The following is a 17,436-nucleotide window of genomic DNA, read 5'->3' as shown; positions in this document are numbered from 1 at the left end:
AGTGACAATTTTGGCCGTTGCCGGGTCAATTCTCAGTGGCAATCAACAGGGCGGTGTCTTTTTCCGTTTGACCTGCCACGGGATTTTTCCTCCGCCGTTGATTAGAGTCCGATCCAATCTGAGGACGGACAATGAAGCGAACGAGATTCACGGACGAACAGATCATCGGCATCTTAGCGGAGCACGAAGCAGGCGCGAAGTGCGCGGACCTGTGCCGCAAGCACGGCATGTCGGAAGGCACCTTCTATAATTGGAAGGCCAAATTCGGCGGCATGACGGTGTCGGAGGCGAAGCGGCTGAAGGCGCTTGAGGATGAGAACGCGAAGCTGAAGAAGCTGCTGGCCGAACAGCTGCTCGATCTCGCTGCGATGAAGGAACTGGTTTCAAAAAAGTGGTGACGCCTGTCGTGAAGCGCGAGGCGGTCGCGCATCTGAGGTCCCTACTCGGGCTCTCGGAACGGCGGGCGTGCCGGATTGCTGGGGCGGATCGCAAGATGGTCCGCTACCGAGCACAGCGTGAGCCGGACATAGTGCTGCGTGGGCGGTTACGGGATCTGGCCAACGAGCGCCGACGGTTCGGCTATCGGCGGCTCTTCGTGCTGCTGCGGCGCGAGGGGGAGCCTTCCGGGATTAACCGGATCTATCGGCTCTACCGCGAGGAAGGGCGTAACCGGCCGATTGTTACCGCGGCGATTGGGCTTTGATGCGGGCGACGAGTTCCGCGTCATCGACAAAGTCGTCGAGGAACTGGTGCCAGGTTTCGGTGGTGATGCGGGCGTCCCTGAGCATGTCTTTCAGTTCATCGATACCGTCATCGGTCAGGGCGGTGACGGTGTCATCCTGGCCGGTATAGACGCTGATGATCGCGCTGTAGCTCAGGTTGTCGTCGTTATAGACGATGGCTTCGAGAAGCTCGGGGGCTTCGCCCAGCATCCTGGCAACGTAGTCGAGAGTGCAGACATGGGTGACGGTTGCCATCAGGCGGCCTCGGGTAAGGTTTCGGTCGTCGGCACCCAGTTCCAGGGCAGCAGTTCGTCGAGGCGGTTGATCTTGTGATCGTGGATGCGGGCCAGGATGTCGGCCAGATAGGCTTGGGGGTCCAGGCCGTTCATCTTGGCGGTTTCAACGATGGTCATGGCGCGGGCCAGCGTTTCGGCTCCGGTATCGGCCCCGGCGAAGAGCCAGTTGCGGCGCCCGACACCGATCGGGCGCAGCGCGCGCTCGGCAGGATTGTTGTCGATCGCCACCCGGCCGTCCTCAAGGAACAGGCTGAAAGCGTCCCGGCGGCTCAGCCCGTAACGGAAGGCCTTGGCCAGATCGCCCTTGCCGGGGATCCGCGAGAGCTGCTGCTCTGACCAGGCGAAGAAGGCCTCGACCTTCGGAGCGCTGTGTTTCTGGCGCGCGGCAAGACGGACTTCGGCGGGATGGCCGGTGATCTCGCGCTCGATGTCGTAGAGTGCGCCGATACGGTCGAGTGCCTCACGGGCGATCGTGGATTTGGTCTTGTCCCATTCATCATGGAAGTCGCGCCTCAGGTGAGCCCAACAGGCAGCCTCCCGCAGGCGGGGTGTCCCGTCCGGGCTTGGATCGTAGAGCTTGGCATAACCCTTGTAACCGTCGGCCTGCAGGATGCCGCGGGTCCGGGCCAGATGGCGATGGACATGCTCTTCCTTCCAGTCCGGCGCGAAGGCATAGACCGCGCCGGGTGGCAACGTGCCTGCCCAAGGGCGCTGATCGCGGACATAAGCCCAGATCCGGCCCTTCTTCACACCCTTGCCCAATCCCTTGTCGCGGCCCGCGCGATCCAGCACCCGGATCGGTGTGTCATCGGCATGAAGGAGGTCGCTGGCCATCACGTCTGCCTCGATCCGTTCGATCAGCGGTGCCAGCACCTTCATGGCGCGACCGCACCAGTCGACCAAGGTACTGTCCGGGATGTCGGCGCCCATCCGGGTGAAGATCTCATGCTGGCGATAAAGCGGAAGGTGGTCGTCAAACTTGGAGACGAGGATGTGGGCGAGCAGGTTCGCGCCTGCCATGCTGCCGGGGATCGGCCGGCTGGTGGCCGGCATCTGCACCATGCGTTCACAGCGGCGGCAGGACTTTTTCAGGCGGGCGATCTGGACGACCTTCAACCGCGCCGCGATCAGATCCAGCATCTCGCTGACATCCTCGCCCACCAGGCGCAGGTCGCCGCCACAATCGGGGCAGCAGCTGCCGGGATCGAGTTCCCGCCGCTCGCGCGGCGCGCTGTCCGAGACCCGGGGACGTCGGCGGGATGGACGCTCGGCAGCTTCATCGGCAGGTGCCGTTTCCAGCCCATCATTGTTTTGGCCGTCGTCCTCGACGTCAGTCTGGCCTTCGGCCGTTGCGATCAAAAGATCCTCGAGCGCCAGCTCCAGCTGTTCGATCTCGCGCTCGATCTTTTCCGAGGACTGGCCGAACACCTGCTTCTTCAGCCTCGCGATGCGTAACCGCAGGGCCTGGATCAACTGGTCATGGGCGCGCAACGTGGCCGAGATCTTCGCGTTCTCCGTCTGCAACGCCAAGATCAGCGCCTTCAAACGCGCCGGATCATCGGGAAGGATTTGGGCCGTATTCGACATGCGCCCGCCTACCACAAGGCAGGCGGAATGGCCATAAAAACAAGGCGTTTCAGCGGGATAAATCAGCCGACGCGGGCTGGTGGCGCGCCCCAATCCGGCCTGCGCCAGTCAATGCCTTCCCACAGCATGGCCAACTGCGCCGAGGTCAGGCGAACCGCACCATCCCCGCACATCGGCCATGGAAAGCGCCCCTTCTCCAGCACCTTGTAATACAGGCAGAAGCCCTGACCATCCCAATGAAGCAATTTCAACCTGTCGCCGCGACGCCCGCGGAATGCAAAAACCGCACCGCCGGCCGGCTTCTGGCGCAGAACATCCTGGGCAAGTGCAGCCAGCCCGGAGATTCCCTTCCTCATGTCGGTCACGCCGCAGGCCAGATAGACACGAACGCCGGTTCCCGGCCCGATCATGCCCCTTCCACCGCACGGATCACATGTGTCAGCGTCACGGTATCCAGAGCCGGATCGAAGCGCAGGCAGCGACCATTCGCCAACTGCAACTCGATCTGGGCGGGGCGAGGCGCTCCTGCGCAGATGGTCGCTGACTGCATCACCAATTCCGTGGGCCGGTCCAGTTCAACCGGCAGAAACAGCGTTTCCGGAGACGCCGAAATCACGCCCTTCTTCTTCAGTTGGTGCCGCCAGGCATAGATTTGCTGCCGCGTCACATCGTGCCGCTGTGCAACCTGCGTCACCGTCACCCCGTCCACGCCGACCGACAAAACGATCTCGAGCTTCTCCTCGTCGCTCCACCGCCGCCGCCGCTCCAGTCCAAGAATATCGCCCCGCATCCCCACACCCGCATAAGACACGTCATTAACGACGTCACTATGCACGTGCCTTAATCCATCAGCCCAAACTCAGGCAGGCGGTAACAATCGGGCCGTTACGGAAGGGCTGACGGTGCGCAAGCGAAAGGCCCGGCGCAAGGCTATCGGGACGCGAGCCCCGATCCTGATCGAGGCGCGGCCCAATGCGCGTTGGTCTCTGGATTTCGTCCATGACCAATTCGCCAAAGGCCAGCGCTTTCGGGTGCTCAACGTCGTCGACGACGTCACCCGGGAATGCCTCGCGGCGATCCCGGACACCTCGATCTCGGGGCGCCGAGTGGCGCGTGAACTGACGGCCCTAATCGAGCGCCGCGGCAAACCCGGAATGATTGTCAGCGATAATGGGACGGAGCTGACCAGTAACGCGATCCTGCGATGGTGTGCCGAGCACCAGATCGAATGGCACTACATTGCGCCGGGCAAGCCCATGCAGAACGGTTTCGTCGAAAGCTTCAACGGGCGGACCCGGATCGACAGACCGCAGAGATCCACATTCGCATCGCCGTCATGAACATGTACAACGCCCTCGGCGCCGCCTAGATCATAGCCGTTGGTTGAACGAAAAGAGGAAAAAGATCATATCGGCCTGCAGCCGATTAGCTCAACAACGTCCCTACGCTGTCAGATATCGAACGATTGCGACGATCTGCTCTTCATCGGTAACGTATTTCCCGACCGGGATCGCCGCGATCATTGCGGTCGCATGGGCATCTTCGTTGCGTGGCGCCTTGCTGTTTCGCAGGGCGCGGGCGATGGCATCTGCCCCTCGGGCACGACCGACGACAAGGGGCGCGGGGGTTTCGTCGGGGACATAGCGCAGCGCGACTGCGATATGGGGCGCGGCATAGATGATGGTGGTAGCCTGCCCCCATCCGATCGGGCGCTCCAGCATGTCGCGGCGGTCGCTTTTGATGCGACCGCGCAGTTGCGGATCGCCGTGCTGGTCCTTCAACTCTCGCTTGAACTCGGTCATGGTCATCTTCTGTTCGCTGAGGAAGGATGAGCGCTGGACCAGATAATCGAAAAGCGCCGTCAGCAGCAGGATCGCGACCAGCGCACCAAGCAATGGCACGGTGATCGCAATGGCGGCCTCTTGCGTGCAAGGGAGCCCGCAATAGGGTGCGGTAAACAACGCGGCTGCGGAATAGGCGAGGATCAGTCCCAATGCGCTGAAGATCACCGTGACCCGGATCACATGCATCAGAAAGGTCATGAATGACCGCTTGCTGAAGATCTTGAAGAAACCCGTGGCGGGGTTGATCTTGTTGAAATCGGGTTTCAGCGGCTCGGTCGTGAAGAGCGGGCCGCCAGCGATCAGCATACCGACAAGGATGCTCAGGGTGACGACCAGGATCATCAGCGGCAGGCAGATCTGGATGATCACCCTGAAGGCAAGATCCATCAGATCGGACAATGCCGCGCTGAACACCAATTCGGGCGGTGGCGTATAGGTGAAGAGACCATACAGCAGATCGGACAGGTGATGGCGGCGCGCGAACAGATAGACCAGAACCGCCAGCGTCACCAAGGAGGCGATGGAATCGCGTGAGGTGACGACCTGCCCCTTTTCGCGCGCCTTCCTTAGCTTGCGGGCCGAGGCTGGTAGTGACTTCTGTTCGGAACCCCCACCACTCATCTGATCGCGCCGCTGAGAAACTTTGCCAGCGCGTCGGCGCCAAAGCTGTCATGGCCGACCAGCGCAAGCATGTATCGCCCCAGAAGCGGCATGAAGAAGACAAGCATCAGCAGATAGACGACCTGCTTGGCCGACATCGACAGGAAGGTTGGGTTGATCTGCGGCATGTATCTGGTCGAGATCGCGATGACGACCTCGGTCAGCAGCAGCGGGATCAGGATCGGCATGGCGAGGATCAGCCCCGCCCGCAGCAGATCGTCCAGCAGCGCCAGCAACAGGTGGCCCTGCCCCGGATCGGGCCATGCCAGTGCACCGAACAGCGGGAAAAGCTGATAGCTGCTGAGGAGCGGACCGAAGACGGCGGGGATCAGGAGACCCTCGGCGGTCAGAAGCAGCACCGCGACCAGAAAGAAGAAGTTGCCGCTGATCGCGACCTGCCCGCCGGTCGGGTCGGTATCGGTGGCCGAGGAGGCACCCCGTTGCGTATCAAGGATTTCGCCCGCAGCGATGGCCGCCCAGAACGGGATGCCGGTGATGAGCCCCAGAATGACGCCGATGATCACCTCGCGCAGCATATGGAACGGCATGTTGCCGGGTTCCAGCAGGCTTGGATCGGCGGCCGCCATCACGGCACCGGTCGGCAGCAGCGGCAGCGTCATCGCCACCATGACCGAGCCGCGCAGCAGTCCGAAGTTGATCCCGAAGCGGCCAAAGATCGGGTGGATCATCACGAAACCCAGTGCCCGCCCGCCGATGATCACGAAGAGCGCCATCATGTCCGCAAGGATGACACCGTAATCACCACCTGCGAACAAGTCCTGTAGGCTGTTCATCCCTGCGAGATCCGTGAGAAGATATCGACGGTGAAGGCCACCAGCTTCGCCGACAGGGCCCCGCCGGTCAGCACGATCACCGTCCCGACCGCGAACAGCTTGATCGCTTGCGGCAGGGTCTGATCCTGAATCTGCGTCAGCGCCTGAATCAGCCCCACGACCAGACCGATCACCGTCGCCACCGCAATCGCTGGCATCGATAGCTGGAAGACCAGGATCAGTGCATGGGTCAGGGATTCATAAAGCTGCATGCCGCCTCACACATAACTCATCACCAGCCCATGGGTCAGCCGCGACCAGCCGCCGGCAGCGACGAACAGCAACAGCTTGAACGGCAGCGAGATGACTGTCGGTGACACCATCATCATGCCAAGCGCGGTCAGCACGTTGGTGACCACCAGATCGACGACAATGAACGGCAGATACAGCAGCACCCCGATCTGGAACGCCTTGGTCAGCTCGGCCGTCACGAAGGCGGGCGCGAGGATGAAGATATCGGTTTCCTGCGGCATCACGGCATTTTCGGAATGCATCTCCTGCGCTGCGGCAAGGAAGAATTCACGGTCCTGCGGCGTGGTGAAGCGCATCAGAAAGTCGCGCACCGGCTCGATCCCGCGCGAGAAGATATCGGGCCATTCGGCGGGCGCGGGCATCTGCGTCAACGTGCCGCCCGCAGTCACGGCATTCAGCGAGGCCGCAAAGACCGGCGACATGACATAGCCGGTCAGCACCACCGTAACCCCGTAAAGCACGATATTCGGCGGCGTCTGCATAGTGCCCAATGCGTTGCGCACCAGAAACAGGACGACCGCGATCTTTACGAATGCCGTCAGGCTGACGATCAGGAAAGGGATGACCGTAATGCCCGCCGCGATCAGCAGAAGGGGAAACGGGCTGTCCATCAGGAACCGCTCTCGCGGAAGAGCGATCTGATCTCGACCGCGCGCTGACCCGCTACCGAGATCAGATCGCCGGTGCCGATGACCTTGCCGTTCACCATCATCTCAACCAGGGTGCCATCGGGGCGGTCCAGCGTGAAGATCGTGCCCGGCCCGGCATTGCGCAGATCCTGCAGCGTCACCAGGGTTTCGCCAAAGCGGACCGACAGCGACAGCTCAAGATCGTCAAGCGCCCCTATCGAGCTTCGGTCCTCGGTGCCCTCGACTTGAACCTTGGGGGCGTTGTCGTCGGGCGTATCTTGATTGGGCATGACTTTCTCGATCTCGTGGGGGGTGAAAGGAAGGCTGCGGGCGGGCGGCAGCGGCTGGAGGGCAGAGGTCATCTTCCACTGATCCGGGCTGCCGGATGGTGTGACCGCTGCAAACAACTGGTTCTCGACCACGATCCGCGCAGCACTGTCCGCCGCGTCGATGATCACCGCGTCCCCAGGATCGAGGCTGGCAAGTTCGGCAAGGGTCAGGGGCGTCGCGCCCATCTCGATCCCGGCGCGCAGAGACAGCACGCCATCGTCCTGCTGGGGGCGCTGCCACTGGCCAAGGATCTCGGCCAGGGTTCCGGCGGCCGCGGGCGACAGCTCGACAGGGACCTGGACGCGCTGCAATGCTTTCTCGGCGCGGTTCGAATATTCGATGCCGAACCAGATATCAACACGGGTTTCGGGCTCCGGCTCGCGCGCGGGCAGCAGGCGGCGGAAGGTGATCGTGTGGCCCGACTGGCGTTCCAGTTCATCGAGAACCGTTGTCAGCCCGTCTTCCAGCAGCAGCGCCGCATCTTCCGGTGTCGCGGCCTCGGCGGCAACGCCGGTGATGCGCCGCGTGGCGGTCCAAGGCAGGCCGAAGCGGAAGGAATGACCGCTCAGCTCGGCCTCGATCCAGCCATAGGCGGACGAGGCCGCCTGACTGCGCCGGATCGCGACATGGATGCTGGTCTCGCCGATGCGGAAGCGGATGGAATAGCGGCGTCGGCACAGTAGGTTCTGGATCGCGGCCTGATCCCGGTCCAGCCTGCGCATGAACAGCGTGGCGGGCTGCGGCGCCTCGACGAAGACCTTCTGGATGCCCTCGATCCGGGCCGCAGCCACATTGCCTGCGCCCGTGCCGCGTCTGGCGGGCAGTCGAATATCCTTCGTCATGGCGCCGTCCTGCGACGCGCGAGAATCGTTTGCCGCTCTCCCTGTTCGGCCTCTTCGGCACGGGCAAGATGGCGCTGGTGCTCGTCATCCAGCACATCGCACAGTTCCTGCCGCTTCTGCTTCTGCCGGTAAACCGAGGCCAGCGCGGCGGTCTCGTGGTCCAGCGCGGTCTTGGCCTCGGCGACCTTCTTTTGCGCGGCCATCACCTCGCGCTCGGCCGCTTCCTCGCGATGCCGGTCGGCGTCGAATGTGGCGACGATGGCGTCGATCGCCCCGCGAAGCTGGGGCTTGCTGATCATCGGCTTGCGCATGGCGATCCGGTTGTCGCGATGCGCTTGCGCCAAGGCATCGGCCTCGGCACGCAGTCGGGCAACCTCGGCGGCGCGCTTGCGGAACAGGTTCCTGGCCGCGGCAACCCGCTGCTGTGCCAGCTGTTCGCGAACCGAGGACAGTTCAAGCAATTTCCTCATCTGCATACGCGGCCCCTGCATTTCAGCCCATCCTCGCCACGTCATCCAGCGCCGAGAGCGTCCGGGGCATCTCGCTGAACTCATCCGTGGCCTGCCGCAGGAAGTCGTTCATCGCCGCACGGGTCGCCAACGCCGCATCGGCGACCGGATCGCTACCCGATTTGTATTCGCCGACCTGTACGAGGATCTCGATCTCTTCCAGCTTCGAAAGACGCTCGGTCAGAACCCGCATGTTCTGGATTTGCGCCTTGCCCGCGACCGATTCCATCACCCGGCTTTTGCTGCGCAGAACGTCGATGGCCGGGTAATGACCCTGACTGGCCAGCCTGCGCGACAGCACGATATGGCCGTCAAGCAGGCTGCGCATCTCATCCGCGACCGGGTCGGCATTGTCGTCATCGCCTTCGACCAGCACGGTATAGATCGCCGTAATAACCCCGGTTCCGGTCCTGCCGGGCCGCTCGACCAGCCGCGGCAATGCCGCAAAGACCGAGGACGGGAAGCCGCGCCGGACCGGCGGCTCTCCTGCGGCAAGCCCGATCTCGCGAAGCGCGCGGGCCACGCGCGTCACGCTGTCGACCAGTAGCAAAACCCGCTTTCCCTGACGGCGCAATTCCTCGGCGCAGGTGGTAGCAGTCATCACCGCACGCAGCCGCTCGCTTGCCGGGCGATCCGAGGTGGCCACGACCACCGCCGCACGTTGCCGCCCCTCCTTGCCAAGATCGCGCTCGAGGAACTCGGCCACTTCCCGGCCACGTTCCCCGACCAGGCCAAGCACGATCGCATCGGCCTTGGCGCCCCGGATGATCTGCGACAGAAGCGTCGATTTGCCGACGCCAGCCGCGCCGAAGATGCCGATCCGCTGTCCCTCTCCAAGCGTCAGTAAACCGTCCAGCACCCGCAGACCCGTCTCCAATGGCGTGTCGATCAACGGACGGTCCAGAGGCGAGGGCGGGTCGGCATTGATCGGCACATTGGCCTCGACCCGGTCCAGACCGTCCAGCGGCCGGCCAAAGGCATCGACGACCCGCCCCAGAAGCGCCACCCCCGCCGGCCCAAGCGCCTCGGTGCCGGTCGGGATCACCTCGGTTCGCGCCGACAGGCCGCGCATGTCGCCTGCCGGCGCGAGAATGGTCTCGGAGCCGTCAAAGCCGATGATCTCGGCACGCAGCTCGATCTGGCTTACGGGATCGCGCAGGATGCACTCCTCGCCGACACGGCCATCGGGAACCTGAGCATGCAGGACGCAGCCGACGATCCGTGTGACCCGGCCCCGCAACTCGACCGGCTCGATCATCCTTGCGCGCGAGCGCAGGCGTTCGATCATGGGATCAGCGTCACTCACTCGGGTCGGTCCTTTCCTGCTCCGGGCCCCTCCCAGATCCGCAGCGCCGAATCCGTCAGGGCCGACAACCCGATCTCGACGCTGCCCCGGTCGCTGACCAGAAAGGCCTGACCGGACGCGAGCCCCGAATCGGTCAGCACCTGCGTGACCTCGGCCCCGTCCTTGCCAAGATCGGTGACAGCGCGGCGCATCAGATCGACGACATCCGGCGCCGCAAAGACGCGTCCCTGCCGATGTTCGCGCAGTTGCGACAGCACATTCAGCGCGGCGCGATAGGTCGCATCTTCCGCCGCATAGCTGCCAAGGATTGCCCTCACCGTCTGGCTGACAAGCTGTGCCAGTTCGGTCTCCAAATTCTGCATGCGGCTTGAGGTCGCCGCTTCCGCGTCGGCGATCACCCTGCTTGCTGCCCGCGCGGCATCGCGCAGCGCGCGTTTATGGGCCGCATCAAGGATTTCCTGCTCCAGCACCTTCGCGGACTGTCTGCTTGTTTCGCTTGCCTTCTCGGCCTCGCGCAGGATGCGATCGGCATCGCGCAGCTTGGCAAGATCCTTCTTGCGGAGGATACGGCTGGATTGGATCTGCCTTGTCCGCGCCATCATGCGTCACCACAGAGTTCACGGATTGCGCTCAGCAAGGCCGCCTCGGCCCGATCCTCGACCGGGCTTTCCACCGCAAGCGGCAGCACATGCTTCGGGCGGCGGCGCTTCAGCCATCGGGACATGCCGCGAAAGCGCGACGGCGGCGCGGATTTGCGGTTGACGGCTATCGTCGGCAGATGCAGCGGCTGGGCCGCTATCTCCCATTCGCGGCCCAGAACCGGCGGCAGCATCGTGATCCACAGCCCGCGCAATCCGGCCTTGACCACCGCGAAGGGCTCCTGCTGCGGGATCTCTTCCAGCGTCATCGCCAGATGGCGGTGCCTCAGCCCGAACTCGCGCGCCACGCGCCGAAGCGGCAATTCGGCGACCTTGTTCGAGACGATCACATCGGCAAACAGCGGCGACAGAAGCGCCGCCACAGCCGCGTCCAGCACCAGTTCAGCCCGCTTGCCCGACAGCAACAGTTGAACCGCAGGCGAATTGTCTGGCAGGTCCGCCGCGCCGACGGGCGACAGATCCCGTGCCTTGCGCGCCCCGCCCCGCCCCTGCGGATCAAGGCTTGGACGGCGAAGCGTCACACGCGCTGCACTGGCGCGGGCGCGCAGCCTGGCGCGCGCCACCTCCTGCGCCGACACCCGTTCCGGACCGGGGGAGATCTGGTCGCGATCCGCCGCCTTGCTCATGACTTGCCCTCTTGCGTCGCACTCGCCTCCGGGCGCGTCTCGGACCTGCGCGAGCGACGCAGGCTGGGCCAGGCAGCCAAGCCGAAGGCCGCGATCGTCATCGCCGACATCCCGCCCAGAACCGCCCACAATCTGTTGGCCGAGGCGGGATGCACCCAGATGCCCAGCACATCGACGAACCGGACCGGCTCGGTGGTGTTCCGGGTTTCTTCCGCAGGCACCATCACCACGGTGATATTGTCGTAGAGCAATCCCTCGATCGAGTTCGCCACAAGCAGTTTGATCTGCGCGGAATAGTCCTGAACATTCGCCGCAGGCGAATAGCGGACAAAGACCGAGGCCGAGGACGGCTTTACATTCCGCCCCAGCATGTCCGTTTCCGGCAGAACTACATGGATCCGCGCCGATAGAACCCCGTCGATCAGCGTAATGGTCCGCGACAGTTCCTCGCTGAGCGCATAGACCATGCGTGCCCGTTCCTCCGTCGGGGACGAGACCAGCCCCTCCTTGCGGAACACCTCGCCAAAGTTGGAATAGGTTTGCGCCGGAAGACCGCGCACCTCGAGCACGTTCATCGCCTCAGCAAAACGGCCGCCATCGACCATGACCTTCAGATTTTCGCCAGAGCCGGATTTCGAGGCCGGAATCCCGGCGCCGATCAGCGCCGCCACCATCTCGTTTGCCTCACGTTCGGTCAGACCGGTATAAAGTTCGGACTTGCACCCCGCCAGAAACAGGACGGCACATAAAACGGCGATGAACTGCGTGATCTTCATGCGGAAAAGATCCTATTGCCCGCGCAGAAAGCTGTTCAACTGCGTGCTCAGCGTCTGGGACAACGAAGATACCATAGAGAATTGCGTGATCTGCGTCTGCACCTCCAGCGCAACCCGGAACGTCTCGCTGACCTGATTGATCGAGGATGCAAGGCTGGACCCGGTTCCGTTCAGCGCGAAGTGCTTCGAATCCAGCGCCTCCAGCTTTGCCGCGCTGGCGCGATAGCCGCTGTCCATCTCGGTGATCCGGGCCAGCGCGGCCTGGGCAATGTTGCTCATTTCCGGCGCGGCCTCGCTCGCGTCAAGGTTCACGCTCTGAAGTTTGGCGGCGGGGTCGGCATCGCCGACGGCTATGACTGCAGTGACCATTCTGTATTCCTCCCGATGATATCGGCGGCCGCATCCCGGCGTGACGATCAGTCCAGATATTCCCCCAAGCCCTCGGTCAGCGATTTCAAAGCGTCCTGCGCCTGATCCGCCCGCGAGGTCGAGGTCGCGGCAGCCTTCTTGATCAGTTCGTAGCCGCCCCGAAGATCACCCTCGTGCACCATCGCAAGCCCGCGGCCGACCTTGCCCAAGGCGTCTTGCGGATACTCTGCCTCCCAAAGTTCGAAGATAGGCATCAGATCGACATCGACGCCGCGTTTGCCGGAAAGGATCGCGATGGACATCAGCAGATGGAGGTCGTCGTTCTGTTGGGTTGAAAGCTGTTGCATCTCACTCATTCCCTTGTTGTTGCGGGGTTTCGGGTTGCGATCTCGCCGTTTCCCGTCCCCTGATGATGACCGGAAAGCCTGCGCGCACGGGCTTGTCCGCGCGGCGAAGTTCCGTCAGATGAAGTGCCAGCGCCTCGACCGCATCGACATAGCCCGTCGGACCCGACAGCCGGATCATCGAGGCATCCTCGGCCGCACTGATCAGAAAGCGCGCATCCTCAAGCCGCACCGCCCGCATCTGCTGGCGGAGCTGCCCGACCGTAAAGCCGTCCAGCGGGATCATCCGGCTGGTCAGAACCGAGCTTGGCTCGACGCGCACCGCGCTTCCATCGAACCACCACACGCCATTGACCTGTTCCGAGATCGAGTTCAGCACGTCCATGATGCTGCCATTGCTGTTGTTGACCGATACCGACCCGCTGATCTCGTTGCTGATGATCACCGGGATCCCCGTCCGCCGCATCAGATCGCGCAAGGCCGTATCGGCCCGCTCGTCACTGGCCGCGTAGGGAAACGCCCGAAGCAGGTCAGGATGCTGCGCCACCGCAGGTATCCCCGCCAGAAGCAGCGCACAAATGCCAAGAACGGGCACCAAGGCGAAAACGCGAACCATCACCGCAAATCCCGAACGCGCCGCCGGAGAAACCCCGGCGGCATATTTCTGATGATCATCAGGCGGTGAGCGTGCATGTCGAACACCGGCTTTCTGATGCGGACCCTGTGCGGCGGCGGAAGATCACCATTTTTTCCTATCCTTTTCTTTCGGTCTTCCTTTGCGAATCCATTCGTCGATGTAGTCGCCGATCTTGTCCGGTTCGTTGTGCTTGTCATTCGCGCCAAGCACCCAATCCATCCGTTCCGCGATGCCACGATCGAATTTGCCGTCCGGGTGGGCGATCTTGTGCATCTCCTTCAGGTAGTTGATAATCTGTTCGCGCGTCTTCTTGTCGGAATCGCTGCCATGCGTGACCGAGACGACCTGTTTCACGCCATCCTTGGTGAAGATGACATTGCCGTTGTCCAGCAGCTCGATCGAACCGATATCGACGCGGTCGATATCACGCCGGAAGTCCTTGAAGGTGCCGGGCTTGCCGCCATCGCCGAAGAACGGCAGACCATCGGCGCTCTCCTCCATTTCGATCTTGTCGCGGATTGCGTCCAGATCGTTGTACTTGTCGGTGCGCCCGAAGATGTCGTTCATCATGTCGACGCGATCCTTGTCCAGATCGCCGTCCGGCCGCGCAAGATGGTAGAGCCCTTCCAGATAGCGAATGATGTCGCGACGCGTGTCGCGCCCGGCCTTGTCGCCATCCGATGGGTTGATGACCTGGCGGACCCCGTCCTTCTTGAAGATGACGCGCCCGCCATCGGCAAGCTCGATCGACCCGATATCCACGCGGTCGATATCACGCCGGAAGTCCTTGAAGGTGCCGGGCTTGCCGCCATCGCCAAATACCGGCAGGCCGGTCGGGTCTTTGTCGACCCCGATCTCGTCCCTGAGATCGTCCAGATCGTTGTGATCGTCGGACTTACCGAACAATCCCTCGATCCGTTCGATCAGATCTTGATCCGGTTTGCCGCCGGGATGCGTCATGACGTAGAGATTGTTCAGGTAATCGAAAATCTTCTCAGCATCCCCCTTTTTCAGGCTGCCGTGGTCATCCTTGTCCAGCATCCATTCCTGACCGTCCTTTTCGAAATAGATGACACTGCTGTCGCCTGAGTCGGGCCGGATCGAGGCGATGTCGACGCGGTCGATGTCCCGCTTGAAATCGCTGAACGTGCCGACCTTGGTATTGCCGTCCTTGCCGAAAAGCGGCGGCTTGCTGTCGTCGAGGATACGCTTCAGATCCGAAATTTCGTTATAGCGATCGGATTCGTCATGCAGCTTGGTGATCCGGTCGATGATGTCCTGGTCACGCTTGCCTCCGGGATGGGTGATCTGATGCAAATCCTTGAGATAATTGATGATATCTCGCCGATCCTTGTCGCTTGCCTTCTCGCCGATCTGCGGGTCAATGATCTGCTTGACACCATCCTTCCTGAAGATGACGCGGCCGTTTTCGGCCAGTTCGATCGAGCCTACATCGACACGGTCGACATCGCGCTTGAATTCCCCGAAGCTGCCTGGTTTGCCGGAATCGCCGAAACGCGGCAGGCCCGAGGGATCGTCCGAACCGAAATTGTCCCCCCAGTTGCCGATGCTGGCGCCAAGCTCTTCCTCGTCCCAGTCCTTGAACCAGTCATCGTGCATCTTACCATGCTTGGCCACGTATTCGGTGAACGCCTCGTATTGTTCGGGGCGTCCCTCCCATACGGGTTTGTCTTCCGGATAGAGGTCGTAATATTTTGACGAACCCTTTCGCGAATTATACTCGTAGGCGGTATGAATCGCGTAGTTGAGCTTGTCGCCCCAATTGTCCTCGGTGATGCCAAGCCTGCTCCAGTCATTGAAGTCCTGGCGGACGTTGTCCATCGCCTGATCTTGCTTCTTCCTGGCGACGACTCCGGCAATGATTGCCGAGATGCCACCGAAAACCAGACCCGCGATGCCCATCGCACCAGCCGCTACCCCCATAGTGGCGGCGGTAGCGGGACCTGCAAGCATACTGGCCAGACTGGTGCCTGCCATACCCGCGATACTGATGCCGCCCAGCAACTGGAACGTGGCGCCAGCGATCTCATCCGGCATGGCATCCGGATCCTTCCTGAGCTTGTCCAGCGACATGCCGCCAAGCGCAATGTCGAGAATACCCCCAACGGTGTCGGCAAGCCCACCCACGGTCGTCATGATCGTTCCGATGATGCGCAGTTTGCTTGGGGTATCCAGATCACTTGGATCCACACCCATGCTTTGCACACGGTCATCGATCATGTTCATCAAGCTGGCGCGGTCAGCCGGGTCGGCATTGTCCAAGGCGTCGGCAATCGGCCGGGTCGCGGCATCGCCCGCGTCATCAAGACCGACATTCATGTTTCGCATGGTTTCGGAGAAGCCATTCTCTCCCGAACCGGCCCTGTTGATATCCCTAAGCAGATCCCTGCTCCAGTCATCCAGTTCTATTCCCATATCGCCCAGATCCAAACCGAGCCCGGGTGAAACCGGCGATCCGGGGCGCGTGGGCGATTCAGGCGGTGTGGGCAGCTCGGGCGGCTTGGCCGCTTCGCCGAATTTTTTCTCGAACGCCTCCCGCAACTGCGTATTGTCTTCCAGACCAAGCATGGCGGTCATGCCGGGCTTGTTGAAGAAGGACTCGACCACTTTCGAACCGGCCTTCACCAGGGCCGGGCTGGTCGCGATGACGATCAACCCGGTCCGTGCAGCGCCCATACGTTCTTCGAGCGTATCCCCGCCATTCTTGTTCAGTGTATAGATTGTGGCTACACCGGCAAGAATACCGCCCGCTGCCGGCAGGGCGCCATTCATCATCGCGCCGTTCAGCAGCGCCGCCGCGCCGTTCCGGACCGAAGTCGAAGAGGTCGGAAGGTTGTCTGCGGCCAAAATACCCTGACTGAGGCGCTTCGTTACATCGGCCAGGTCGAACTTTCCGTTCGCCTTGAACGAATCCGTGAAGGCGGTGGTGGCAACGTTGACCGCAACCTTATAGCTGTCCAGACCACGCTTTACGTCATCGGGCAGGTTCCCGCTGCCGTCCTTAAGATAGTTCTGAACGGCCATATCGCTGAAGGTGATGCCGAAAGCCGACATGAAAGTCGCTTGCAATGCCTTCTGGACCGTATCGCTGGCAGCAAGCTCTATCGCTTCCTTATCGAATTCACCGCTCTCCATAATCTTGGTGAATTCATCGACCAGGCCCTCATCGAGGAACTTGTTCCGGATTTCGCTGGCCTTGTTCTTGTCAAGGAAATCAAGCGATTTCAGGTCGTTGGCAAATCGCACCTTTGCCACTTCCGGGTCCAGGGATTCCAGCATGTCCATGTATTCGTCGCTGGACATTGAGTCGAAGACCTTGTTCGTCAGCCCGCGCCGGTCCTCGATTTTCGAAACAGCGTCGTTCATCAGCTTGTCCACGCCCTCTACGATCTCGGGACGTTCAGACAGTTCGGCCAGTTTCTTGGCGATTTCCTCTTCCTTCAAAAGACCATAGGTGCTGGCCTGATCAAGGGGTGATGTTGAATCCAAAGAGGTCGTTACCGTCGATCCGAACGCGCCGTCCCTCGTCTGGTAGGGCACGACGTGATAGCCCGCAGCCAGCGCCGACTTGGCCTCCATCAGCTCGAAATACTGGCGACGCGGATCGTCGAGGCTCAGATCGCCCCATTCCTTCTTCATGTTCTCGTGGAACAGCTCACCGACCGTCTTCCCATCTTCGGTCGTCTTTGCGTTCATGAAGTCGGTCGCGCTCGACTCTGGCACGTTTACATTGATGTTGTTGTCGCTCTTGTCGAACTCAGCTCCAAGGAGCTTGCCTTCCAAGACATTATACTTGAATGGCGTTTCCTCGCGATTGACATAATAGGTTTCGCCGTTGAACGTGTAAGAGATCGTATCGTCATCAACCCTTTTCGGCTCGAGCTTGTTGACCGGAGGAAGAACGTCGTCGTCCTCAAGGGTTTTGGGGGCTTCGCTATCGTCGCCACTTCTCTCGTCCGGCTTGGAATTACTTCTGCTAGCTGCCAATTTCACCGGGGTCGGGATATCGATCTCTTGCGGGGCTTTGTTACGTTCTAAAGTTGAAGAGACATCCATGGGCATCGTTCTTCTCCCTCTTATATCTTGGACCAGGGGCCGATGAGCGTTGTGGCTAACGCGTCTTTTGCGCCGTCGGTTTGCTATGCCCGCTTTCGGTGCGAACTATGTGGTGCGGTGAGCGCCTACCGTTTCAGC

General features: G+C 61.8%; 18 protein-coding genes and 2 pseudogenes. 2 read left to right on the top strand and 18 right to left on the bottom strand.

Annotated elements, in window-relative coordinates; genetic code table 11:
- Positions 1-131 precede the first annotated feature (131 nt).
- A pseudogene (locus F8A10_RS16815) lies at positions 132-697 on the top strand (transposase); the annotation flags it as partial.
- Here F8A10_RS16815 and F8A10_RS16810 read toward each other — a convergent pair.
- The 4 genes from F8A10_RS16810 to tnpA all read right to left on the bottom strand — a co-directional run bounded on the left by F8A10_RS16810 (position 681) and on the right by tnpA (position 3,440).
- Positions 681-977 (bottom strand): hypothetical protein, encoded by a 297-nt coding sequence (locus F8A10_RS16810; protein ID WP_152367959.1) that lies wholly within the window; start codon positions 975-977, stop codon positions 681-683. The pseudogene F8A10_RS16815 and the gene F8A10_RS16810 sit on opposite strands and share 17 nt — an antisense overlap.
- Positions 977-2,605 (bottom strand): IS66 family transposase, encoded by a 1,629-nt coding sequence (tnpC, locus tag F8A10_RS16805; RefSeq protein ID WP_152367958.1) that lies wholly within the window; start codon positions 2,603-2,605, stop codon positions 977-979. Before tnpC ends, F8A10_RS16810 begins: the two co-directional genes overlap by 1 nt.
- Before the next feature lie 62 nt (positions 2,606-2,667).
- Entirely contained in the window at positions 2,668-3,015 is a 348-nt protein-coding gene (gene tnpB, locus F8A10_RS16800; protein ID WP_152367957.1) for an IS66 family insertion sequence element accessory protein TnpB, read from the bottom strand.
- A complete protein-coding gene (gene tnpA / locus F8A10_RS16795) occupies positions 3,012-3,440 on the bottom strand; it encodes an IS66-like element accessory protein TnpA (RefSeq protein ID WP_227493466.1) in 429 nt (142 codons plus the stop codon). Before tnpA ends, tnpB begins: the two co-directional genes overlap by 4 nt.
- Positions 3,441-3,495: 55 nt before the next feature.
- On the opposite strand from tnpA, the pseudogene F8A10_RS16790 reads away from it, so the two are divergent.
- Positions 3,496-3,930 (top strand): annotated as a pseudogene (locus F8A10_RS16790) (DDE-type integrase/transposase/recombinase); the annotation flags it as partial.
- A 117-nt stretch (positions 3,931-4,047) separates the two neighbouring features.
- On the opposite strand, the gene F8A10_RS16785 reads toward F8A10_RS16790, so the two are convergent.
- From F8A10_RS16785 to F8A10_RS16720, 14 genes are all read right to left on the bottom strand, one after another.
- Positions 4,048-5,070, bottom strand: coding sequence for an EscU/YscU/HrcU family type III secretion system export apparatus switch protein (locus F8A10_RS16785; RefSeq protein WP_152367955.1), 1,023 nt, complete (start codon positions 5,068-5,070; stop codon positions 4,048-4,050).
- Positions 5,067-5,903, bottom strand: a complete 837-nt coding sequence (locus F8A10_RS16780; RefSeq protein WP_152367954.1) for an EscT/YscT/HrcT family type III secretion system export apparatus protein — start codon at positions 5,901-5,903, stop codon at positions 5,067-5,069. The genes F8A10_RS16785 and F8A10_RS16780 overlap by 4 nt, the downstream gene beginning before the upstream one ends.
- Positions 5,900-6,154, bottom strand: coding sequence for a type III secretion system export apparatus subunit SctS (gene sctS, locus F8A10_RS16775; RefSeq protein WP_152367953.1), 255 nt, complete (start codon positions 6,152-6,154; stop codon positions 5,900-5,902). Before sctS ends, F8A10_RS16780 begins: the two co-directional genes overlap by 4 nt.
- 6 nt (positions 6,155-6,160) lie before the next feature.
- A complete protein-coding gene (gene sctR, locus F8A10_RS16770) occupies positions 6,161-6,805 on the bottom strand; it encodes a type III secretion system export apparatus subunit SctR (protein ID WP_152367952.1) in 645 nt (214 codons plus the stop codon).
- Positions 6,805-7,995 (bottom strand): FliM/FliN family flagellar motor switch protein, encoded by a 1,191-nt coding sequence (locus F8A10_RS16765; protein ID WP_152367951.1) that lies wholly within the window; start codon positions 7,993-7,995, stop codon positions 6,805-6,807. The genes sctR and F8A10_RS16765 overlap by 1 nt, the downstream gene beginning before the upstream one ends.
- On the bottom strand, positions 7,992-8,465 hold the full coding sequence (locus F8A10_RS16760) for a hypothetical protein (RefSeq protein WP_152367950.1): 474 nt from the start codon (positions 8,463-8,465) through the stop codon (positions 7,992-7,994). Before F8A10_RS16760 ends, F8A10_RS16765 begins: the two co-directional genes overlap by 4 nt.
- 22 nt (positions 8,466-8,487) lie before the next feature.
- Positions 8,488-9,810 carry a FliI/YscN family ATPase gene (locus F8A10_RS16755; RefSeq protein ID WP_271180073.1) on the bottom strand — a complete coding sequence of 441 codons (1,323 nt, stop codon included), beginning with the start codon at positions 9,808-9,810 and terminating at the stop codon, positions 8,488-8,490.
- The gene (locus F8A10_RS16750) at positions 9,807-10,409 is read right to left on the bottom strand and encodes a hypothetical protein (protein WP_227493465.1); all 603 of its coding nucleotides are present in this window, start codon (positions 10,407-10,409) and stop codon (positions 9,807-9,809) included. The genes F8A10_RS16755 and F8A10_RS16750 overlap by 4 nt, the downstream gene beginning before the upstream one ends.
- Positions 10,409-11,095, bottom strand: coding sequence for a hypothetical protein (locus tag F8A10_RS16745; protein WP_152367948.1), 687 nt, complete (start codon positions 11,093-11,095; stop codon positions 10,409-10,411). Before F8A10_RS16745 ends, F8A10_RS16750 begins: the two co-directional genes overlap by 1 nt.
- Entirely contained in the window at positions 11,092-11,871 is a 780-nt protein-coding gene (gene sctJ / locus F8A10_RS16740; RefSeq protein ID WP_152367947.1) for a type III secretion system inner membrane ring lipoprotein SctJ, read from the bottom strand. The genes F8A10_RS16745 and sctJ overlap by 4 nt, the downstream gene beginning before the upstream one ends.
- A 12-nt stretch (positions 11,872-11,883) precedes the next feature.
- Positions 11,884-12,240 (bottom strand): hypothetical protein, encoded by a 357-nt coding sequence (locus F8A10_RS16735; RefSeq protein WP_152367946.1) that lies wholly within the window; start codon positions 12,238-12,240, stop codon positions 11,884-11,886.
- 47 nt (positions 12,241-12,287) lie between these two features.
- Positions 12,288-12,587, bottom strand: a complete 300-nt coding sequence (locus F8A10_RS16730; RefSeq protein WP_152367945.1) for a hypothetical protein — start codon at positions 12,585-12,587, stop codon at positions 12,288-12,290.
- 1 nt (position 12,588) lies between these two features.
- Positions 12,589-13,200, bottom strand: coding sequence for a hypothetical protein (locus tag F8A10_RS16725; protein ID WP_152367944.1), 612 nt, complete (start codon positions 13,198-13,200; stop codon positions 12,589-12,591).
- A 123-nt stretch (positions 13,201-13,323) separates the two neighbouring features.
- Positions 13,324-17,304: a hypothetical protein gene (locus F8A10_RS16720; RefSeq protein ID WP_152367943.1), complete on the bottom strand. Its 3,981-nt coding sequence runs from the start codon at positions 17,302-17,304 to the stop codon at positions 13,324-13,326.
- Positions 17,305-17,436: the final 132 nt, after the last annotated feature.

It is taken from the genome of Paracoccus kondratievae, assembly GCF_009301415.1.
Lineage (GTDB): Bacteria > Pseudomonadota > Alphaproteobacteria > Rhodobacterales > Rhodobacteraceae > Paracoccus > Paracoccus kondratievae.
Note: the sequence above shows the minus strand (reverse complement) of the source record. Positions and strands in the feature narration are given on the sequence as shown.